The organism is Paenibacillus sp. FSL P2-0322 (assembly GCF_037975315.1).
In the GTDB taxonomy this organism is placed as follows: domain Bacteria; phylum Bacillota; class Bacilli; order Paenibacillales; family Paenibacillaceae; genus Paenibacillus; species Paenibacillus polymyxa_B.
In genome coordinates, this window is record NZ_CP150243.1 from 5,696,218 (window position 1) to 5,717,296 (window position 21,079).

Annotated in this window: 19 protein-coding genes; 1 reads left to right on the plus strand and 18 read right to left on the minus strand. The window is 42.2% G+C overall.

Annotation, left to right across the window (positions count from 1 at the left end; translation table 11 throughout):
- Window positions 1-13: 13 nt before the first annotated feature.
- The 11 genes from MKY24_RS25230 to MKY24_RS25280 form a co-directional block, all read right to left on the minus strand.
- A complete protein-coding gene (locus MKY24_RS25230) occupies window positions 14-1,177 on the minus strand; it encodes a nitric oxide synthase oxygenase (RefSeq protein WP_339201095.1) in 1,164 nt (387 codons plus the stop codon).
- Window positions 1,178-1,327: 150 nt separating this feature from the next.
- Window positions 1,328-1,804: a DNA starvation/stationary phase protection protein gene (locus MKY24_RS25235; protein WP_023990827.1), complete on the minus strand. Its 477-nt coding sequence runs from the start codon at window positions 1,802-1,804 to the stop codon at window positions 1,328-1,330.
- Window positions 1,805-2,230: 426 nt separating this feature from the next.
- Window positions 2,231-3,958, minus strand: coding sequence for an adenine deaminase C-terminal domain-containing protein (locus tag MKY24_RS25240; RefSeq protein WP_068939010.1), 1,728 nt, complete (start codon window positions 3,956-3,958; stop codon window positions 2,231-2,233).
- A gap of 28 nt (window positions 3,959-3,986) precedes the next feature.
- Complete coding sequence (locus MKY24_RS25245; RefSeq protein ID WP_023990829.1) at window positions 3,987-5,045, minus strand: ABC transporter ATP-binding protein; 1,059 nt, start codon at window positions 5,043-5,045, stop codon at window positions 3,987-3,989.
- Between the two features lie 16 nt (window positions 5,046-5,061).
- Window positions 5,062-5,850, minus strand: a complete 789-nt coding sequence (locus tag MKY24_RS25250; protein ID WP_013312456.1) for an ABC transporter permease — start codon at window positions 5,848-5,850, stop codon at window positions 5,062-5,064.
- Between the two features lie 6 nt (window positions 5,851-5,856).
- Window positions 5,857-6,678, minus strand: a complete 822-nt coding sequence (locus MKY24_RS25255; RefSeq protein WP_013312457.1) for an ABC transporter permease — start codon at window positions 6,676-6,678, stop codon at window positions 5,857-5,859.
- Between the two features lie 27 nt (window positions 6,679-6,705).
- Window positions 6,706-7,635 (minus strand): nucleoside hydrolase, encoded by a 930-nt coding sequence (locus MKY24_RS25260; RefSeq protein WP_068939012.1) that lies wholly within the window; start codon window positions 7,633-7,635, stop codon window positions 6,706-6,708.
- The gene (locus MKY24_RS25265) at window positions 7,635-8,708 is read right to left on the minus strand and encodes an ABC transporter substrate-binding protein (protein ID WP_028540767.1); all 1,074 of its coding nucleotides are present in this window, start codon (window positions 8,706-8,708) and stop codon (window positions 7,635-7,637) included. The genes MKY24_RS25260 and MKY24_RS25265 overlap by 1 nt, the downstream gene beginning before the upstream one ends.
- 175 nt (window positions 8,709-8,883) lie before the next feature.
- Entirely contained in the window at window positions 8,884-9,228 is a 345-nt protein-coding gene (locus MKY24_RS25270; RefSeq protein ID WP_023990832.1) for a hypothetical protein, read from the minus strand.
- 383 nt (window positions 9,229-9,611) lie between these two features.
- The gene (locus tag MKY24_RS25275) at window positions 9,612-9,908 is read right to left on the minus strand and encodes a WXG100 family type VII secretion target (protein ID WP_028540769.1); all 297 of its coding nucleotides are present in this window, start codon (window positions 9,906-9,908) and stop codon (window positions 9,612-9,614) included.
- A gap of 37 nt (window positions 9,909-9,945) precedes the next feature.
- Window positions 9,946-11,406, minus strand: coding sequence for a hypothetical protein (locus MKY24_RS25280; protein ID WP_028540770.1), 1,461 nt, complete (start codon window positions 11,404-11,406; stop codon window positions 9,946-9,948).
- An 80-nt stretch (window positions 11,407-11,486) separates the two neighbouring features.
- Between MKY24_RS25280 and MKY24_RS25285 the strand changes: the two genes are divergently transcribed.
- Window positions 11,487-11,834: a hypothetical protein gene (locus MKY24_RS25285; protein WP_028540771.1), complete on the plus strand. Its 348-nt coding sequence runs from the start codon at window positions 11,487-11,489 to the stop codon at window positions 11,832-11,834.
- Window positions 11,835-12,189: 355 nt separating this feature from the next.
- Here the strand turns inward: MKY24_RS25285 and MKY24_RS25290 are convergent, their stop codons facing one another.
- The 7 genes from MKY24_RS25290 to MKY24_RS25320 form a co-directional block, all read right to left on the minus strand.
- A complete protein-coding gene (locus MKY24_RS25290) occupies window positions 12,190-12,336 on the minus strand; it encodes a hypothetical protein (RefSeq protein ID WP_177235824.1) in 147 nt (48 codons plus the stop codon).
- A gap of 27 nt (window positions 12,337-12,363) precedes the next feature.
- Window positions 12,364-13,758, minus strand: coding sequence for a hypothetical protein (locus MKY24_RS25295; RefSeq protein ID WP_339201096.1), 1,395 nt, complete (start codon window positions 13,756-13,758; stop codon window positions 12,364-12,366).
- 21 nt (window positions 13,759-13,779) lie between these two features.
- The gene (locus MKY24_RS25300) at window positions 13,780-15,807 is read right to left on the minus strand and encodes a DUF4163 domain-containing protein (protein WP_339201097.1); all 2,028 of its coding nucleotides are present in this window, start codon (window positions 15,805-15,807) and stop codon (window positions 13,780-13,782) included.
- A gap of 17 nt (window positions 15,808-15,824) precedes the next feature.
- Window positions 15,825-16,898 carry a hypothetical protein gene (locus MKY24_RS25305; RefSeq protein WP_339201098.1) on the minus strand — a complete coding sequence of 358 codons (1,074 nt, stop codon included), beginning with the start codon at window positions 16,896-16,898 and terminating at the stop codon, window positions 15,825-15,827.
- Window positions 16,899-16,986: 88 nt separating this feature from the next.
- Window positions 16,987-18,141: a hypothetical protein gene (locus MKY24_RS25310; RefSeq protein WP_339201099.1), complete on the minus strand. Its 1,155-nt coding sequence runs from the start codon at window positions 18,139-18,141 to the stop codon at window positions 16,987-16,989.
- 138 nt (window positions 18,142-18,279) lie between these two features.
- Window positions 18,280-19,491, minus strand: coding sequence for a PQQ-binding-like beta-propeller repeat protein (locus tag MKY24_RS25315; protein WP_339201100.1), 1,212 nt, complete (start codon window positions 19,489-19,491; stop codon window positions 18,280-18,282).
- 44 nt (window positions 19,492-19,535) lie between these two features.
- A complete protein-coding gene (locus MKY24_RS25320) occupies window positions 19,536-20,855 on the minus strand; it encodes a hypothetical protein (RefSeq protein ID WP_339201101.1) in 1,320 nt (439 codons plus the stop codon).
- Window positions 20,856-21,079 lie beyond the last annotated feature (224 nt).

Sequence of the window (21,079 nt, forward strand, 5' to 3'; positions counted from 1 at the left end):
GTCATTCCCATCATTATCCGGAATGAAAAGGGCAACCTTGGCGCTTCTGCTGAAGCACTGCATCTGATACTGTATTAGCCTGTCTCGACATATACGGCTTCTCTTGAACTCCGAAATTCGGCTTCACAAGCCGATTATCGTAGGAACTATGAAAAATATGCGTTGTCGCCGGGGATAGCGGGGGGATCAGCCATGTCCAATTGCCTGTCAGTGCGCGCCCAGCCTTGGCCTCCCGTTCCTCAAACAGCTTGAATTGTGCCGCTGCGGTATGGTGGTCGACAATGCTGACTCCCGCTTTTTTAAAAGAATGCAGCACAGCAATATTCAATTCCACCAGCGCCCGATCACGCCAAAGCGTTGTTTCACTCGTCGTATCCAGCCCCATCAGCTTAGCCACCTGTGGCAACATATTATAGCGGAAGGTATCCGCAAAATTACGGGCGCCGATTTCTGTTCCCATATACCAGCCGTTAAAGGGAGCCGCCGTATAGATGATACCGCCAATTTCCAGCGTCATGTCCGAAATCATAGGCACGGCATACCAACGTAATCCCAAGGAAGCGAAACCCGAAAGTTCTGGATGCTCAATGGCTACCTCCATCACCAAATGCTCAGGAATATCAAATAGCTCGGGAGGCCGCCCGCCTGCTTCCACAACCAGTGGCAAAATATCAAAAGGAGTCATCGCTCCTTGCCAGCCCATATCTTTACAAACATTGGTAAAATCCACCGAGATCGGGTCCCCGATGATCCCTTGATCGGTTTCATATCCAGCGTAACGAATGAGTTGATGGTTCCAGATGCGGATATTCGGCTGCCCCGGCTTGGAGGCGCGAAATACAGTAAGCGTTGGCTTAATTTTACCGCCATTCGTTCCTATGCGCATATGCTCCAGGAGCTCGCTGACCACCTCCGCCGCATCTGACGCGCCCCGCGCATCCCTGACCAAAAGCTTGTCCCAAAATAAGCGCCCTATGCAACGGTTGCTATTGCGCCAAGCCATGAGTGCTCCGTGCTCCAGCTCTTCGTACGTATGATCATACGTTCCCGTAGTCTCTATGTCGTAACGAATATGAAGAAGCCGGGCTTCCGCTTCATCGCGGCTTCGGCCCAGCTCCTCATAACATGTATATATAAACTGCTCCGCTTCATGCAAAAGCTGTTGTTTCACTTCCATAACACACACCCCATCCCGGCAACTCTATGACTCAAGAGCCTGTGGTCTTCCACGCCTTCACGTTATTATACTCCAGTGGCAGAGTGGAACCAACGGGATGTGTATCTTGTTCACCTGATCTCCATATACGTGGAAATATATCCCAAGATCTTATCCCAAATACGCACTCAGCATCCAGATATGTTTATCCATTGCTTCTCTCAAGCCGTTAAGAAGATCCTCTGTCGCTTTATCCTGTGCTGCTTCCGCTGCTTCCATCCCATTAGCCAGTTCAACGGTGATGGTTTTAAAATCAGCAACAACGGACTTCACCATATCGTCAGCTGTCTGCTCACCTGCGGACTCCTGAATAGCTGAAAGTTGCAAATGCTCCTTCAAGGTCGCAGCCGGACGGCCACCAATAGCCAACAAACGTTCAGCAATCGTATCTAGATTAGCTGTTGCTTCATTGTAAAGTTCTTCAAATTTAGCATGCAGTGTGAAGAATTTAGGTCCTTTCACATACCAGTGAAAATAATGCAGTTTCGTGTACAATACAGACCAGGTAGCTACCTGACGATTCAATGCCTTGTGCAATTCTTGAATGGCCTCTTGTGTAGGTGCGTTCGTATGATTTAATGTACTCATGTTAAAATCCCCTCTCGTTTTCATTCAAAATATAGTTGGTGTAAAGCTTGGATACTCGTTAACAGTAGTGTCTGATTTTCTTCAAAATCCCATGCGTGAATCCAATAAATATTTATTTATTAATTTAGACTTAATCTAAATCCTGTTTTAATTATAACACTGTGTCGATGTTTTTCAAGTCTTTATTCGGTTTTAATCATGAAGATTACGTGAATTGATTGTAAATCAAACTCTATAGGCAATAGGATATCCAGAACCAAGACTTATTTATCTTTATACATAGGTTACATCAATAGGAGTAAAGAAGATGTTAATTTTGTCTGCTAAAGTATCTGTATTGTAGACAAAGTCCAAAGTCCATAACCTACTACCTCATACCTAGCCACGACAAAAAAGAGCCGGCCCGTAAGAGGGTCGGCTCTTTTATTATTCTTGCATCTCTGAAGGTTCCACGATTAAGGATACAACCTTGCCAGCATTTACATCAATCAGACCATGATCGGTAATTTTCAGGGCCGGGCTGACCGGCAAAGAATGCGTACTCAGCGACATGATTGGATTGTAATGGCGGTAGCCCAGCGACAACAAGGCTGAACGCAGCTCCTTCACATGCGCTGCAACCATTTCCAGCGGTCCTTCTGTTAAAATCCCGCCTACGGTTAACGGCAAATGGGACAGCACCTTGCCATTTTCAACTACGCAAAAGCCACCTTGGCTGGATAAAACCGTATTCGCAGCCAATATCATATCTTGCTTGTTATGCCCTACGACCAGCAAGTTATGGTTATCGTGCGAATAGGTGGTTGCCACTGCCCCACGTTTAATCGTATCTCCCCCGATCAAACCATAAGCACGGTTGCCATTCTTTCCATATCGCTCAAACGTAGCGATGAGTCCATGTTCACCATGTTCCCATACCAGTTCACCCTGCTCCACATTTGCAGGGGCAATCCGTTCGCTCGTAAAAGTTGAGCCATCCTTGACCATCATAACACGGCATTGATGTGTGCCATCAGCTACATCCATCTTTACCGTAAAATCCTGCTCCGTGAGCGGATTGAGCTTCACACTTTGATAAAAATGGGCGGGGAAGCGGCTTTTTATCGGTGCTTGATGGTATTCCTCGAACTTATCGAATACCTTGAGTCCGTCCTTATAGACTTGCTCCACATCAAACTGACCAAGATCGGATAGCAGTACAAAGTCAGCTATTTTTCCCGGTGCAATTGTTCCGCGGTCATGCATTCGCATCCGTGCAGCAGGAGTAAACGTAGCTGCATAAATGGCATCCTCAGGCTTCATGCCCATTCCGATAGCTTTACTTACAATATGGTTCAGATGCCCTCGTTCTACGAAAGAGTCTGGCATCACATCATCCGTTACGAAGCAAAAATGTTGTGCCACATCTTCCTGAATAAGATAGTCCATCACTTCAGGGGTCATCGATTTTTCCTGGATTTCAATAAACATTCCGGCAGCCATTCGCGCCTTCATACCTTCAATACTTTGGTGAGTATGGTCCGAGCCTATTCCCGCATAGATCAACTGATGCAGGTCCAGATCAAGCAGCTGCGGCGTATGGCCTTCAATGATCAGCTCCGGGTAATGCTCACGAACATGGCGTAAGATGCGATTCGTCTTGCTTTCCGGATCACGAATGACATCCACATAGTTCATAATTTCACCCAGGCAGATCATTTCGCCGGTTTGCAGTAGCGCATCAATCTCGGGAATACCGATCTCGCCTCCTGAGGTTTCGAGCGGCGTTGCCGGGACAGAGCTTGGAATACCGTAGAACATATCAGCCACGCAATCTTTGCTGGCTTCCATCATTTCCTGAATGCCTTCCAATCCGAAAACATTCGCCATTTCGTGCGGTTCCGGTACAATCGTCGTTACCCCATTGCGAATCAGCCCATAGGAAAAGGTTGCCGGTGTCACCATTGTGCTTTCGATATGCAGATGGATGTCAATCAGGCCGGGAATCATATATTTCCCATGCCCCTCTACAATCTCAGCCACCTCAAAAGACTCCAGACCACGCTGACCGATATACATAAACTTACCGTCAAGTATAGCTACATTACCTTCTTCGAACGTCTTATAGTAACTGTTATACACCTTAACTTGTAAAATCATTTTGTCTGCACGCATGATGTATCTCCTTCATCGAACCCGCTGATTATTGGACCAGCACCATTTTATCTGCCGGAAAATGCAGGGTAACCCGCTGACCACTCAGGTAAGGCGTATCCATTTCCTGATTAGCCGTAAAGTTGCCTTTCGCCGTTTCTACCACATACTGATAGCTACGCCCCAGGTAAGTACTTACCTTAATAATACCGGGAAGCTCATTTTCCCCTGTCTCGTTGCCTTCTGTTCGAATGACCAAATCATCCGGGCGAATAGCGCCCTGACGAGCACCTGGCTGGGCAGTACCCTGATTACGCGCTACACCGAACGAAAGATCGCCTGTATTTAGTCGAATACGATCCCCTTCTTCAGTACGCTCGTCAAAACTCAGAAAATTATTAAACCCAATAAAACGGGCGACAAATTCGGTCGTCGGATATTTAAAAATGGTCGATGGAGCATCTAATTGTTCGATGTTCCCCTTATTCATAATCGCAACCTGGTCAGAAATCGAAAAACATTCCTCCTGATCATGCGATACATATACGGTAGTGATGCCCAGTTCCTGTTGAATACGGCGGATTTCCACACGCATATTTACACGCAGGTTAGCATCCAAGTTACTCAGAGGTTCATCAAACAACAGCAGATCGGGTTCAATCACAAGCGCTCGCGCAATCGCAACACGTTGACGCTGTCCGCCTGACAATTCACCGGGGAAACGTTTTTCAAATCCCCCTAGGCTAACCGTATCCAGCATGGTCATAACGCGGCGCTTTACATCATCTTCCTTTACCTTGCGTAACCGCAGACCAAAGGCAACATTATCAAAAACGGACAAATGCGGGAAGAGTGCATAACTTTGGAATACAAAGCCGAAGTTCCGTTTATTTACCGGAACCCGAGTATAATCCTTATCGTCAAACAAAAATGTTCCTTGTTTAGCTTCGAGAAATCCTGCAATGAGACGAAGTGTGGTCGTTTTGCCACAACCACTCGGTCCGAGTAGCGAGAGCAATTGCCCCCGTTCGAGCTGCAAATCGAAATCCTGCAAGATCAGTTGGTTGTCATAAGCGACCGATACGCGATCCAGAGTAAGCAGTGCCATAAGGTTGAAGCCTCCATTACCTTTTAGTGAAGTAAGACAATCCCATCAGTCGTTCAATCAAGAACATCAGGATACCGGTCAAAATCATCAGCATAACCGAAATCGCCGCAATCGTCGGGTCAAAATAATTTTCGACGTAAGTCAGCATTTGAATGGGCAGGGTGCTGAAGCCCGGTCCTGTCATAAAGACGGAAATGTCGACATTGTTGAATGATTCCAGAAAGGCAATCAGGATAGCCGCAATAATACCTGAGCGGATGTTGGGCAGAACCACCTTGAAAAAGGTTTCCAGCCGTCCAGCCCCCAAACTAAGCGCTGCTTCCTCAATCGCAAAATCAAAGTTAGACAAACTGGATGCAATGACTCTAATAATGAACGGCAGCATAATCACCGTATGTCCGATCAATAGTCCAGCATATACTGGTAAATGGTAAACAATGATCAAATAGCGCAGCAGTGTAAAACCAAGAACAATACCCGGTATAAGCAACGGGGAAAGGAACAAAGCATTCAGCGCATCCTTCCCGCGAAACGAAAAACGACTAAGTGCATAGGCGGCAGGCATACCGATCAACAGTGCCAAGATGTTGCCTAGCAGAGAAACGACAATGGACGTTTTGAACGTGGACATAAACAAATCCACTTCAAAAATATTTTCATACCAGCGCAAAGAAAAGCCCTGCGGAGGAAATTTTAACACCGTGCCCGGCTCGAAAGAAGTGACCGATATGATCAACAGCGGACCGAGCAGAAAGATGAAGACCAGCAGGCTAAAGAAGCCTAGTCCGTAATGTTTCTCCCGCATATCCACCTACCCCTTCGGATTGAGTTTATGGGCCGCCTTATTTAAGAGACCGACCACGATAAATGTAATAACAATCATAATTGTTGCAATAACAGAAGCTAAAAACCAGTCGTTTAGCGTCATCGCGTTCTGATACAAAAATGTAGCGATAACCCGCTGTTTTCCTCCAAGTAGTGCTGGTGTCGTATATGCAGTCAGACTGCCCACGAAAACGAGAATGCTTCCAATGATCAGGCCCGGCACAGACAGCGGAAATACGATTTTACGAAATGCGCTGAATCTGGAGGCCCCGAGGCTCTGAGCAGCATGAACAAGATCACCGTCGATATTTTCGAGTACACCAATCAGTGAAATAATCATCAGCGGTAAAAACAAATGAACCAGACCAATAATCATCGCTGCCGGAGTATACAAAATATTCAGCGGCTCATCCACGAGTCCTAAACCGATGAGCACGTTATTTAACAGCCCCTTGCGACCCAGAATGACCATCCAACTGAATGACCGCACCACCGGACTCGTCAACAAGGGGAAGATAGCCAGCGCTAGCAAAATCCCTTTACGACGCGGGGCCTTTTGCGAAATATAATAAGCCGTCGGGAAGCCGAGTAATACGCACACAAGTGTCGTTACGACACTGACTTCCAGCGTAGTCAGCAATATTTTCAAAAAATAAGGGTCCTTGAAGAAATGGAGATAGCCTTCTAGGGTGAATGAGCTGTTCTGTACGAAGGTCGAACCGATCGTCAACACAATCGGAATGACCATGAACACCGCCAGAAAGAGCAGACCTGGCAGCAGCAGCCAATACAAGTATGTTTTCTTCATGGGTAGCTCCTTGCGGTTATCAAAATGTTATTCCTTATTCAGCACCTGGATAAACAGCTCCAGAAAAGCTTCGCTGTCCACCTGTTCGCACACATTCATATTAGGGCTATGATTGAGGCGGTTCTGTACATCGCCCACTGTTTGTCCATCACATATGCGACTCGAGGTTTCCACGTCGACATACAACAGCGAGGTATTTACTAACCTCGAATTCAACGCGACACCCACGGCAAGCGGGTCATGAAGCGCACACGCTTTTACCCCGTTGCGTTCTTCATAACGCTTGGTATAAACGGCCGTGCTTTCAGCTACATAATTACGAATTGCTGGGCGGGTCAGACGAGCAATATGATCCGCAGTCAGCAGAGCCTTCCGTGTTACATCCAGTCCCACCTGTATCAATCGACCAAATCCTGCATGAAATACGATTCGTGCGGCTTCAGGGTCAGCATACATGTTGTACTCCGCTACAGGTGTAATATTGCCGCATCCGTGAATAACACCGCCCATAAAAATGACCTCATTGACGTGATCCGTCAGCTCGGGACACTTGAGCAGCGCCAGTGCCAGATTGGTGAGTGGGCCGGTGCAAATGAGCGTCACTTCCCCCGGGTGAGCCATCACGGTATCAATGATGATATCCGGTGCAAAACCTTCGGACGCAGACATGGCTGGTACTACTCCACTCAATGCACCTCCAATGCCGTCTTCTCCATGGACACGGTGCTCGTGCAGACCTTTACGTATTAAGGGAGCCTCTGCCCCCCGATAAACCGGAATATCCGGTCTATCCAAAAGGTCGAGGATTTTGCATGTGTTCAATGTTGCTTGTTTAAGTGAAACATTACCGCATACTGTAGTAATCGCTTGGATATCCAGCTGACCACTTTTGGCCGCTAGTAAAATACCCAACGCATCATCAATGCCCGTATCTACATCTAATATGACCTTTTTCATTATTGTGCAACTTCCCGGTTCCAGCGATCTGTCCATGCCTTGATATGATCGTTAACGAACTTCATATCCAGCTTGGTCAGCTTGTTCACTACATCCGCACCGTACGTAATTCCCTCTGTATCCGCACCGGATAGTACCACCTGCGTATTCACCGGGGAATCAACCTTTGCCTTGGCAGATTTTTCTTGAACTTCCTTGCTCAGCTGCCAGTTGATAAATTCCTCAGCCAGCTCCTTCTGGTCGGAGCCTTTCACTACATTAATCGTGTTCATTACTGCGTAAGCACCTTCACTAGGAGCTACAAATTTCGCTCCTGGCACAGCCGCCTGCAAATCTTTGAAGTACATTTCCATGATCGGACCGCCCGCAATTTCTTGTTGACTAAACATGTTCACGAACTCGGACGTTTTGCTATAAAACTTAACGATATTCGGACTCAGCTCTTTCAGTTTTCCGAAGGCTTGGTCTTCATTAAACTCCTTACTACCCGCTACTTTGGAGGCTGCATCTACCATCATTGGTCCGGCAGTCGCCGTAATGTTCGGCAGAGTCACGTTTCCTTTGAACTCACTGCCCCACAGGTCAGCCCAAGAGGTCACATTCTTTTTCACCAGCTCCGGATTATAGGCAATACCGAGGCGCCCAACTGTATAAGCAGGACCATACTCTTCACCCAGCGGTGCTTTGGCAATGTCATAAATTTGGTTCAGGTTTGGCACCTTGCTGCGATCCAGCTTCTCAAACAATCCCTGTTGAATTCCCTGTTGAGCATAATAATCAGACAGATAAATCAGATCGACGTCTGTACTACCTTGACTGATTTTGTTCAGCCGTTCTGCGTTATTCCCAATTTCGACCACGATGTCAACGTTATGTTCCTTTTCAAAAGGCTCGTACACTTCTTTGTTAAAAAAGTCCTCGGAAAAGCCCCATGTTGAAATAACTAGTTTCTTTTTCCCATCAGCTGAGCCATCTTTTCCATCTGTCTGACCGCCAGTAGCATTGCTGCCGCAACCTGCCAGTACCACAGATGCCAAGGTCACAGCCATAAATCCTTTAAACCATTTTTTCATATGAAACTCCCCCTGTTTTTTTATTATGCACACCTTATGACACAAAAAAGAAAAGTACTCTTGTAAAACAAGAATACTTTTCTTCGTAAACAAAGAATAAGTTGATCCCGCTGCGCGTTATAACAGGTTCTCCCCTCAGATAGATCCGAAGCGAAAAGCCGAATATCCAATTTTATTAGGATTCTTTCAGTATGATGTTCGTAATTGCCCACTGCGTTGCTGCATCATAATCGCGCAGTAAAGCTTCTATATCGAGCTCCATATCCTCAATCAGCTTCTCGCGAAGTCTCTTCTTGTACAGCATGGACATTCGGAAATCCACTTCCAGCTTCAAGCCGGGGGCTTCCACTTCCAATGCCGCCGAGCGTGGAGAACGCCGGTGCTTCGCCACAAAGGTAACAATGTTGTTCTCAACGGTGGCCCGCAGCAGCGTGGTCCCGAAGCCGAACAGTTCCTTTGAAACTTCATTGTAAATCTGGCACATCCGCTTCTTGCTTTCGTTACTGTCGAGCAGCGTCAATGAACCCACCCTCATCAGCATATTACGTACAATCAATCTTTCAACACGATAGATTATACATAAATATACGATAAATAGCAAACAAAAATCCCTAATCTAATAACATATGATGCGAAAAAGCGAACAATATGTCGAACTTTGTAGCTTTTCAACATTTTTACACTTTTTCGTCTAACCCTTAAGTTTCCGAACACTGCTATATTCTCCGCAGGAAAATTAAAGTAGACTACAAAGTCGTTATCGTCATCACTCTGGGAGAATATTTTTTTCTACTACTATATATGTAGTTTTATTTAAACGCATTTAACCGTACCCCGCGGGAGTCCCCTAGCGATTGTGCGGTTTTTTATGTTATGTAGCTGACTTAATGGTTGAGCTCTACATCACCATTGTGCAGCCCGTTTGCGTCTCTCCTCACGCCGATCAGCTTCTTCCATTTTCCGAATATAACGTTTCAACTGCTCTTTATGATCGTCCAATTCCTGTATTCGTACAGTTGTGCCTTGGAGAAACGTCTCCATTTTACGTGTTAATTCAGCAGCCGATTCGCCCCTCCAGTCTTGCAGACGACCATATATATTTCTCATCTGCTGCTCCTGATGCTGAAGTCTTTGCTTTAGCTGTTCGCATTGCTGTACAGCCCTTCGCAAATCCCCCAGACTCAAAGATATTCTGCCCATCTCTTTTGCCCCCTGTTGTGTTCTTACAGCTGATCTTTTACTGATCCACCATCGTGAATTCCTGACCCTTGCGATCTATATATTCTGCTATCTCCGTAATTGATTCCTGATACCAGCGATTAATCCGATCTAGCGTTGCCGTTGCACTATGCGCAATTGGGGTCAAAGACTGACTTTCACTTGTCCCGATATGAGCCTGAAATAACTGGATGGATGCTCGGGTATCGCTAGAGAACCCATGCAGGCTGGAACGCATCTGGTTAGCCGCATGCTTTAGCTCCTCAGGTGTTAATTGAATTGTGCCCCCATTTTTGTTGCCCACAAAATATGCCCCACCATGGGTGCGACCATTTTGCTGTCCTTCTCCCATCAGATTCACTCCCAGTGTAGTAGCAGCAAACTGCCCGAAAGCACCCATTTGTCCACCGTAGCGTTCAACCAGGTCGCCCATGACTTCCTTGAGTTCTGCTCGCGCGGCCAGCATTTGCTCGTACGCCTGCACCCGTGGATTGCCTTCCACCAATTGACCGTCCATGGTGTACAGCGGATTGCTGATATTGCCATTTTCATCAAATGTGAAATGATCCATGCTATGTGTTGCTTCTCCCATTACCGAATTATAGAACTTTGTAATAGGATCTTGCTGCATCATAGGTAACGTAATCGGGACATACACAATGGGAGACCATTTGGGCCCCAAAAAAAAGTTAGCCCACTTATTTTCTCTTTCGACTGGTAATGAAACAGGAATAGTGATTTTGGCTTTATTAGCCGTTTTATAATCATTGTCTATAAAGTAGGTTGTACCCACATGTGGCTGTGCATCATTAGCTCCCGAACCGATAGTATCTTTCGGATTGACATAAGCGACATTCGTCTTTCGAAAATCGCCATTTTCCACCTTCTTTTGAAGATCATCCGGTAACAGATGTACAATACTTGGTGGATTATAAGCGACTGATGTCAGTCCATTCCGCACCGCCACATATTCTGCCTCCGCTCCTCCTAGAGAATGACCTGTGGTCGTTATTTCAGCAGAGGGATACTGTTTTTTTACGACATCATACAGATTCTCAGCTTGTGTAAATTGATTATTCTGATACTTTTCCTCATATTGAAGAAATGCACTTTGCACTTGTGGTGGGAGTTTAGCCACCTCTGCCTTATTATTTTCATAATATTGATGGACTTCTTCCAACGTTTTTGCGCGTCCTCCGACGACATCGCTGATATCCGTTCCCCAGTCCATTGCCACGCTCCATTTGGGGCGATCTGGAGGTTCTGTACCCCTATAACCGATGATCACCTGATTGGTCTTCTCGTTAAGGAATACAGTCGCATCGAATCCAGAACCGTTCGTATCATGTAGCATAGCTCCTTCAGGCTCAACAATCTTCCAGTCAGGAAGAATTCTGCTTTTAGAATCTTTGGCAGTCAACTCTCGGTCATAAACTCTATCCGCAATGGTCCAGTATGTTTTATCGTTAGTGAAGGTCAAGTTATTCCCACCTTGTCTATTGTGTAAATATATTATAGAGTTATGAAAAAAGGTGATTACCAGAAAAGGAGAATTGTAACTTGAACAGAAAAATCCCACTGATTCTGGCACTTATTTTAATTATTATGTATTTAGGAGGTTGTTCCAGCTTGTCCGACAAAGAGAAAAAAGAATTAGTAGACGTCGCCACTCCCATCGGTGTGGAGTTTATTAAAGAACACTATAATGCCGATTTCATATTAAAGGATTATGCTGTGGATGATCCTGCTGTCCACTCCAGGCTTTATTTGTATGGGCACATTAAAGGCCACGAAGACAACAAAATTACCATCTACTATAATTATAAAACCAAAGAAGTGATCGACGTCTCCGGGCCAGATTGGTTTATCGACAGTGAAGTCCCCAAATACAAGACCCCTTCTTCCTGAGAAGGACTATTATAAATGTTAAAGTCTAATTTTTCCCAAATTAAGAAGTAGTATAATTATAGTGCATCCTTTTTGCGAGCGATATAGCCGAGAGGAAAAATAAGTATAAAGTCATTGGATACAGTATATCTGGTCACAGTACATAGTTTATGTAGAATAGGTCTTTGTAACTGTATGTTAGGTGAAAATTGCATAGATGAACACCATTTTTAATTTGTACTACTAAAGAGTATGCAATGACAAATGTAGTTAATAAACTTCACCTTTACGGCTACATAATAGTGCTAAAAGGGTATAGATCATCAAATTCAAATAAGGCTCCTTAGGAGCCTTATTTACTTGTTGCTAACCATCTTTAACGCTCTTCACCTTTGGTGCTATGCTTAGTTACATGAATAAAAGGATATTCGCCTTTGCTTATTTTACGTTTCCATTCTTGAATCATATCTTCTTGGGTAGGCAGTTTCTCGTTTACAATTGCTCCTGTAGTTTCTTTAGCCATATTCTTTACCCTTTCACGATGGATTAGTCATTGCGTCTTAATCTTTTCTCCAGTCATTTTGATGTTACCATCCATTTCTACCAAACTCGTTTTACATTTTAAGCCGATGGCATCCTTCGCGGTGACCTGTATGGTGTTACCCGCATTGAACACCAGGTTCCCGTCAGCTTTTACACGGATATCCTTTTTGCTTCGCAGTTCAATTCCATGGTCATCCAGCAGTCGAATCACCACTTCATCGTCGTTCCCCGTGATTAAAATTTCATTTTTCTCAAAAATAATAGCTTTGCGGTACTTGGTCATAAAGATTTTCGTCGACGGGTCCTTAATAAAGTCACCGCCCTTGGATCTCTTACGAATCGAGTGGGTCACAATAGCGTCTTTTTCTTTAGAGGTCGGAAAGTGGATATCTACAAAATCAAACAGCTCCGGCATGCAGTACCATCCTGTATTCCCTTCCGATGTATAAAATGTAGCCGTTGGAAAAGCGCAGGTTTCCTTGACGTTAGGCTTGACCTTATCCATTTCATAAAAGAAAACCTTCACATGATCCTGTTCAATTCCAATAACCTTGGACTTCAACGAGATGCCACGAATACTCTCATTTAAAATTAAATCCTGCTTCATTCCATCCGATGTAGTCAGCACATATTCATGCCACAAGACACTATGCCGTATAAACGCAACAGACTGCAAGACGTATAGGGTTTTCCCTTTGAACTTGACCTCTGCGCCAATATGCAGCAGAACATCTTTGGCCCCAGTCGTCTGCACTTTATAATATAAAAGGTTGTCGTCCTTGCTGGCTCCTGGTTTGGTTTTTCTGGTCATCGAGTAGTTAAACTGTTTTAGCTCACCTTGATTGACACCATCCGGTAATCCAAAATAAAACTGAGGTTTGTCTCCAATCGGATCAGGTATCAGTCCCCAACCAAGCCGAGACGCTATACGTTTTAGAAACGACCAGTCCGTTTCGTCGAATTGCATCGTAAATTCCTGTAAAAGCTGATCTTTTAAGCGGCTCGTACAATTGGCTTTGGGATATGATTTAAGTACATGTTCAAGTAATGCCTGCACCTTCATCTTCACATTTTGAAAAGATTGTCTATGAAGCACTTCATCCAGCTGGCTTGTATAGGAGAGGGCTTCGACGACCAAATAGGCTACATTGGACACCAACTTGATTCTGAACTGCATGACTAATCCCCTAAATAATACAATCTGCTTTTGATCATCATTCACATAAGAAACGACTAACTTAGCCCCTGCCTCCATATGATCTGTGTACTCTTCCATTTGGGCACCCGTTAACACACCTGTCAAAAAGACTTTCACATGCTCATTCATTTTCTGTACAACTTTAACTTTCGGATTTTTAAGAGATAAAACCGTTCCGTTATACTTTATGATTGGATATCCCATGTCTCTGCCCCTTTTTGTCGGTTAGTTTACAATTATCCGTTGTTTGCTTACGTACTGAATGACATCTTTAACAGTTTGATTATGCTCCTGATCGTTGAGAGCCTGATCCAATGCAGGGAGCGTGGTAAAGGTTTTATTTTTTTTCTGAAAATATATCTCGGCCATAGGGAATTCATCAACTCTACCAGGTCCATGAATCCCATTATCAACATTGGCAATGACGACAACATCCTTCAATCCATCCTTATTTACATCCTTGAAGGCCACCGCTTCTACGCCTCCAAATCGCGCTACCCACTCATGGTTCCCGTAGAACTCTGGGAATGAGTATAAAATATGTCCTTGATCATCTAATAGAAAGAAAAAGAATTTACGAAGACCTTCCGGATATCCATATGTGGATACAAATCTTACTTTCCCAAAGCCTTCAAGAGTAGTTTGAAAAGACTGTGACTCTTCAACTTCATACTGGTCGGTATCCAATTTTTCACCGCCAACTGTGGAAACAGACTGATCCTCAACAGAACTTAGCTCACTCCATAGTTCCTCATTCTGCCTGATATTCTCTGGAATTTGTGCAAAACGAATTTCATACTCCGCATGGTCCTCTACTGCATGAGCCACAGGAATACTAATTCCTAATGAATCACTTGTGAGGTAACTAAATGATTCTATTCCTGCTTCCACAGGCGATCCTTCGGGTACATCCGCGCTTGCTAATGCTAGAATCAAATCATCTTGAGTAAGATTACCAAGTAAATCTTTTTGTTCTGGCTCTACAGCTGAGAATTTCCCGCTTTTTATAAGATCAATAAAAGGTTTATCGATCTTCACCAGATCACTCAATCTTAATATTGAAGCCTGCTTCATATCCAAGTTGGTCGTATAGAAAATATGATTAGGATAGGCTGCGTCCTTCACATAACAAACACCCGTATATTGAACACTCAAGAACCGTTCACTTTGCCGTTTAATTTCATAATCAATCTCTACATGAGCTTCAGTACCAGAATCGACATGTTCGTATAATCCTTTTACCGCTTCGGTCTTAAGAATTTGGTTTAAAGATTTTTGCTTTGCATTATCCTTGAGTTTTGTAATTTGAGGATATTTAATAATGATCCCATTTTCCGAATATTTCTCTTGCATGAGTTCATAGCTTTGCGGTTCACTATGAGTATTCGAGGCGATGCTATATTCGGAATCAATACGGACTTCTCCACTTTTGGAGAACTCAATGATAAGGTTCTGTTCAGAATCATCACTGTTTATGAAGAAGCCATCGCCGTGGTCTAAAACTCCGATACTCATGCTATCATGTTGTCGACTCTCTAAAATAATAGGCTCATTCATATCCCTGTTCAGTTCCCACGCATCAGGGAGCTCCATCTTACCTACATTTATGATTTTCTCCGTCCACTTTTGTCCAGACAACTCCCACAAATCCACAAATATAGGGTCTGGGTGATATATGGAGACATCCCCCCCTAACCACAACTGTATTCCGTGCTCTGAATCTCGAACCACAAAATCTGTAGTCAATTCTGGCCCGCCATCCTCAATTATCTGGGCGTGTACAAGTTGCCTCGAACTCCACCACTGAATAAATGTGTATTTATCTCCGATCGTACCTGTCACCGTTTTAGGTGCTCTATAATTCATAACCCTAACGTTTAGCCGTCCACTTTTTAACTGAAACGATTTTGTTAAGATAGTGAGATTGTTATCGAACTTTTCTACTAATTCTCCATCCTTCATCTCTACACTTTTTGGCTCGTTTAACAACAAATTAAATTCCTGTGTGAACTCCTCAAGCTTGTTTTGTCTGACATCATAATCCATATTCTCATTGTTGACTATATGAAGTTTTTTCACTAACGTGTCCAGCTTTTTCGAATAGGAAATCGTTTTAGCCTCATTCGGGAGAGAAAGCGTATGATTTTTTTCTGCTGTTGGAGAATCCTGTCCCTTCGTACATCCGTTCATTACTAAACAGGAAATTAGTAGTAACAGCGCGCAACAGATTCGCCCATGCTTCAAGTAACTCATGCTAGATATCACGCTTTCTACAATTTATCGTTCATCTCTATACTCATAATCTTCCACTTGCCTGACTGCTTTTCTAACGTAAACGTAATTTCCTTTTTCGCTCTTTCTTCTAATGAATTATCTTTTACCAAAAATATTTTTCGGTTATCATCGCTACTAACCTCATTAATACTCAGTTCCAACACCGGGTAAGATAAATATGCTAAACCGGAAAAATCGACAGCATCCTCAAAATCATATGTTTGCCTTGCTGAAGGATCGGTGAGCTGGTCCATTTCAGGAAAAGGTAAATCAAACCACTTCATAAGATAATCAACTTCCAAGTAGTTCAATATCACAGCCTTAGGATCGCTTGGATATACAAACTTTTTACTTTTATTTTTATACAAAATCTCCTTTTTTTCAGGTCCTGTTCCATCATATTTTTGATAGACCACGATGGTATGCTCCTGAGTGTCGCTAAACTCGTAATAATCGACACTTTCAAAGACACCGTCATGATCGGTATCTTTCAACGTTCGAATTCCTTGTCCAGTAGCATTAGGAAAATCAGAATTTATACTCTTGATATGATTATTTTCCAAGGCATATATAGAGAATCCCTCTGAATAAGCCCCTCCGTCGCCTATAGAGTATACAACGATAAATTTTTGATCTGTTTGGTCCAGCTTCATGATTTTCACATCTGTATTTATATGCACAACTATAACCGGATCCTCTAGTTTATCAATGATGTGATACCCATCATCCTCCCGGACTACAAATATGTTATAAATCTCCTCTTTTTCTATTCCAAAAGTAAGTACATATTCCAGCTTTCCATCATGGTCCAAATCTTCTTTTAATATTTTTTGAAGCTGCTCATTTGGGGGTTGGATTTTCTTTATAAACTGATCTAATGTGTTAGAATCTATGGCGTAATTTTCATTTCTTTTATTAATCGGATTCACAATATTGCTATTCCGATCTTGTTTTTGAGCAGCAGACTCTGGTTCAGTCACAGCTTTTTTCTCTATCATTTGAGTGCTAGGTTTGATGGGATCAACTGCTTGCTGCTTCTCATTCGTAGGTTGTTCAGAACATCCATTCAATAGCAGACTAAATAACAATATTAAAAATAGTATTTTATTTTATTTTGTTTTATAAAGTTGATTTCAAAAAACTCCCTTTTCACGTTGTTCATTGAACGTTTATACGTTGTTTACTTACATATTGAATGACATTTTGAAGTGTTCGATTGTGGCCTGTTTGATTGATATTCTTATCCAATTCAGATAGGGTAGTGTACGTATTGTCCTTTTTCTGAAAGAAAATCCACGCGATAGGGCGCGTTTCTATTCCGTGCGCATTTACCCCTGTGATATAATCCGCAATTATGACAATGTCCGTACGCCCGTCATGATTTAAATCCTTAAAGCTTACTGCTTTAATCCTGTCAATCATCCTACCGTTGTTACCATAAAATTCGGGGAATTCGTATAGTATCTTATTTTCCACATATTTGTCACTGTTAACTTCCAAAAAAAACTTTGCGTGTATCAGATCATTTGTTTCCTCATCTTTCAATGTGGATATAAACTTTACTTCCCCCCATCCATTAAGAGTGGTGGTAAACGATTGTCCTTTTTGGATAGTATATGGTTCCAGATCAGGATCGGGCTGAGCATCTTCTTCTACATAATCAGCACTACGTTGCTGCTCCACGGATTTCTCCATGTTATATTCGATAAAAATATTATCTACTTTCTCTGTTTTAGTATCCCAATAAATATTCAAATGTAGGCCATTTTTGGAGTAAACCAGACTTCTATTTGTTATGATACTTGGTTGACCGTAAAGTTGTAGCACTTTACCAAGGGTATCACCAATCTTCAATCCTCTTTTGGTTTTAAACTTGGGATTTTCCAAGCTCACGGCTACTAGATAACTTTCACCATCAACTAGCTCCTCCCCTTCAAGTTCAATTTTAGATAAGACTACAAAATCAATTTCTGGATCTTCATAGTTAGGATAAGACAAGCTCCATCTTCTATATGTTCCATTCCCACTAACATATCCCCTGTTGTTTGCTTCAAATCCCTCACTGTAACCCCACTTATGGATAAGTTCTTTAATATCCGTATTCTTATCAATTTTGTGTGATCGATATGAAATTTCAAAGTCCTCTTCCTGAAGGGATTTAGGATCGCTTGGTATATTTAAGTTGATTCTTTCAGTTTGTGCACTCTGCTTCTCCCTAACTTTCTCTTGCTGAAGAAGAGGTGCTTTACTGCATGCATCCGTTCCAAAAATAACCAGAAGTATAATAAAAAAGGCACTACTTCGTTTGTACATCTCTTTTTTCCTCGCAAGTAGCTAATTATTATGCTGTCAACTTAACTACTTTTTCCTTGATGATTATTAGAAAAATCAAAACCCTATCAATTGGGTACTTGATTTGTATTTAATAATGCATATCAATACCCATTTATCTTATTTATCAAATACCAAATTAAACCTAATCAATCTTGATTTAGTTGGCCTCTTCATATTGGAATATTCATAAGTAATAACATATATCCCACCTGAATCTACTATGAAATTATTAAAATAACTATAGTTATAATTATCCTTGGCACTAAATACTTGTAGCCTAAACGATTTTGCTACTTGGGTTTCGGGGTCCAGAATCCAAATATCCTGATTGGACAGCAATAGAATTCTACCCTCCTTTATTCCTAATCCTTTTATAGAGCCTTTACCTTGAAACGTATATTCACATGTGATTTCTCCATCTTTTAAACTAAAAATAAATACCTTATCATTAGTGCTTAAGATTAGCTCATCATGTTTAATAGCCAAATAGGGCCAAAGTATATAATCACTATGTGGTATATCTATTTTTTTATGCCAAATGGCCTTCATAGTAGCAGGGTTTATTAATACAATGTCTCCTTCATCTGTTAAACTCAGCAATTGACTTTTATAAACCACTAAACTGTTCTCTAGTCCGGATGTTATATCTAAACTCCCTGAAATTTCCTTGGAGCGGATATTAACTTTGTGAATTTTAGAATCATTAATATAAAGTAAATCATTCCCTATGAGAACAGGAGAACTAAATGCAGAAATCGGCCCCCCATATGGACCGGTATATCTCCATCTCAAATGACCACTATCAATATCAATTCCATATATCTTACTTTCATCTGTAATTATATAAACTAACCCATCTCTGATTGTTGGACCTAATATATTAGAATCATCCGGAATTGTAAATCTCCACTTTACCTGTCCACTTTTTCGATCCAGAGCAACCACTTGTTCACCTTCAATAAAGATTAATACTTTATGATCAACATACATATCTTTATCAGCATAATACTTGGATTGCCACTTTATTTTCCCTGTTGCTTTATCTATTGAAGTGATTGGAGTGGATGTATATACTTCATTACCTTCTTGAACCATAGGGAAATCGGAGTGAATATACCCTTGTTCCCATTTCTTGGTTAATATATTATTAATGCCCTTCTCCGATCTATTACCTAGTCTGCCTTGAAAGGAAGAAATATTATAAGTAGCATAGGCACGGTTATGTTTAGATTCTATCTGTCCATATGTTGGAGTTAATCCTATAGGAATTCCCGTAAGTGTGCATACCAATAGTACGAAATAGATAAATATCTTTTTTTTGTTCCCCATATTTTAAATTCCTTTATCAATTGATATACTCATCGAAACCAAGTTTAATAATGAATAGATTCATCTGTTAACTTTGCATTTGAGAAATTACTTTTGTGGACTACTCCCTTGCCCTCTATAATTGCAACCTTTCTGGACCAAGAATCCCATGAAAACCCCCCTATTTTTTGAAGTGCTGCAGCTGCACCAGCCAGATATGCTTTTTTTAGCACAGGATCCTTTGTTTTAGAGAGCCTATTCAACAAATCTTTCACCACTTCTTTATCTTTTGGATCCCTACCTTTAAAATGCTCATCATGAATATCAATAAGCCAGTTTTTCCCGCCACTCATCACTTCATCAACTAATTTCTTTTTAGTTGATCCATTGTTCACTGAAATATCCAGAGAAAGCACATAACCTCTAACTGTTTTCATCCCAATAAACTCCATAATTCTTAGAGCTTCTTTGTGATATCCCTTTACTTTTGGGGATTCTGTGTATTTCAACTGAAAATTATCGCTCTTTACTAACTTTCTAAATGCCGAGTTCCACGGCTCATAAAGACTTTTTTTCTTAGGAGGCTTACTTATCGAGTTTCCCCAACTTACTCTTCTCTTTTGATCAGCTTTAACCATCTCTCTCATGATATCGGATGCTTTTCTTCCATTGCTACTAAAATTAAAGATTGAGTTAAATTCATCCTTCGTATCAGCACTATTAGCATAGTCATTCAGGACTTCATGTAGGTTATTTTTAAGGTTTAATTGCATCCAACCCAGAGATAAACCAGCTCCATCATAATTGCCTGCTATAGCGTAGGCTCCCCCTTCAAATGTGCCAACAACTTCTTGACCAACTAATTCAGCATATTTAAGTGTATTGTGGCTGGTGTTATGAACCTCCTTTTTATGCAACTTATCAGGCACTTTATCCCCTATATATGGATTTTTTTCTGATTCTTTATCTTCCACACCAGAAACAAACTTTCCTTCAATTTTCCCACGTATGGCTCGTCCCGCTTCCTCAGCAGCCAGCTTTTGCTTGATATTCCCGCTTGCTTCAGCGGTCATCCAGCGAACGGTTTCTTTTTGCATTTGCTCTTGGGCCCACTTCGGCATCGTCGCCATTTCGCGGAGCTTGCTTCGAAGTCCCTCTGCCAGCTTTTGCGCTTTCCGCATGCCGACCTCGTCGCCATTTGCTTGAGCGATATACCAATCTTCTTTGTATTTACGCATCCAGGTCTGGGCCCAATCAGGATAATTCAGTTTTTGTTTCTTTTGTTCTGCCGCCAGATCAAAAGCCTTTGCTTTCCTGTGTGCATTAGCAGTTGTTAAGGCCTTCAACATAGGTGTTGCACCAAACGTTGGCTCTTTCCACTTCATAGGCTATCTCCTTTTTTAAGAATGCTTAGAAGAATCGTATCTCCGACATACAGGTATCGTGATATTTGGTTCCTCGCTCTACGGCCTCAAGCGTTATTTTCACAAATGAGGTATGAACGGCACCATCATGGTCTGCCCATTCGAGAACTCCAGTTTCATTCGTTTAACTCTATTATTTAATTGTAGATAACTGGATGAAAATAAAAAAAATATGACTAATAACA

Coding starts and splice junctions, on each gene's coding strand:
- MKY24_RS25235 (WP_023990827.1), bottom strand. CDS start 1,804: ATGAGTACATTAAATCATACGAACGCACCTACACAAGAGGCCATTCAA.
- MKY24_RS25310 (WP_339201099.1), bottom strand. CDS start 18,141: ATGTACAAACGAAGTAGTGCCTTTTTTATTATACTTCTGGTTATTTTT.
- MKY24_RS25315 (WP_339201100.1), bottom strand. CDS start 19,491: ATGGGGAACAAAAAAAAGATATTTATCTATTTCGTACTATTGGTATGC.
- MKY24_RS25300 (WP_339201097.1), bottom strand. CDS start 15,807: ATGAGTTACTTGAAGCATGGGCGAATCTGTTGCGCGCTGTTACTACTA.
- MKY24_RS25295 (WP_339201096.1), bottom strand. CDS start 13,758: ATGGGATATCCAATCATAAAGTATAACGGAACGGTTTTATCTCTTAAA.
- MKY24_RS25250 (WP_013312456.1), bottom strand. CDS start 5,850: ATGCGGGAGAAACATTACGGACTAGGCTTCTTTAGCCTGCTGGTCTTC.
- MKY24_RS25320 (WP_339201101.1), bottom strand. CDS start 20,855: ATGAAGTGGAAAGAGCCAACGTTTGGTGCAACACCTATGTTGAAGGCC.
- MKY24_RS25245 (WP_023990829.1), bottom strand. CDS start 5,045: ATGGCACTGCTTACTCTGGATCGCGTATCGGTCGCTTATGACAACCAA.
- MKY24_RS25240 (WP_068939010.1), bottom strand. CDS start 3,958: ATGCGTGCAGACAAAATGATTTTACAAGTTAAGGTGTATAACAGTTAC.
- MKY24_RS25290 (WP_177235824.1), bottom strand. CDS start 12,336: ATGGCTAAAGAAACTACAGGAGCAATTGTAAACGAGAAACTGCCTACC.
- MKY24_RS25230 (WP_339201095.1), bottom strand. CDS start 1,177: ATGGAAGTGAAACAACAGCTTTTGCATGAAGCGGAGCAGTTTATATAT.
- MKY24_RS25275 (WP_028540769.1), bottom strand. CDS start 9,908: ATGGGCAGAATATCTTTGAGTCTGGGGGATTTGCGAAGGGCTGTACAG.
- MKY24_RS25265 (WP_028540767.1), bottom strand. CDS start 8,708: ATGAAAAAATGGTTTAAAGGATTTATGGCTGTGACCTTGGCATCTGTG.
- MKY24_RS25260 (WP_068939012.1), bottom strand. CDS start 7,635: ATGAAAAAGGTCATATTAGATGTAGATACGGGCATTGATGATGCGTTG.
- MKY24_RS25255 (WP_013312457.1), bottom strand. CDS start 6,678: ATGAAGAAAACATACTTGTATTGGCTGCTGCTGCCAGGTCTGCTCTTT.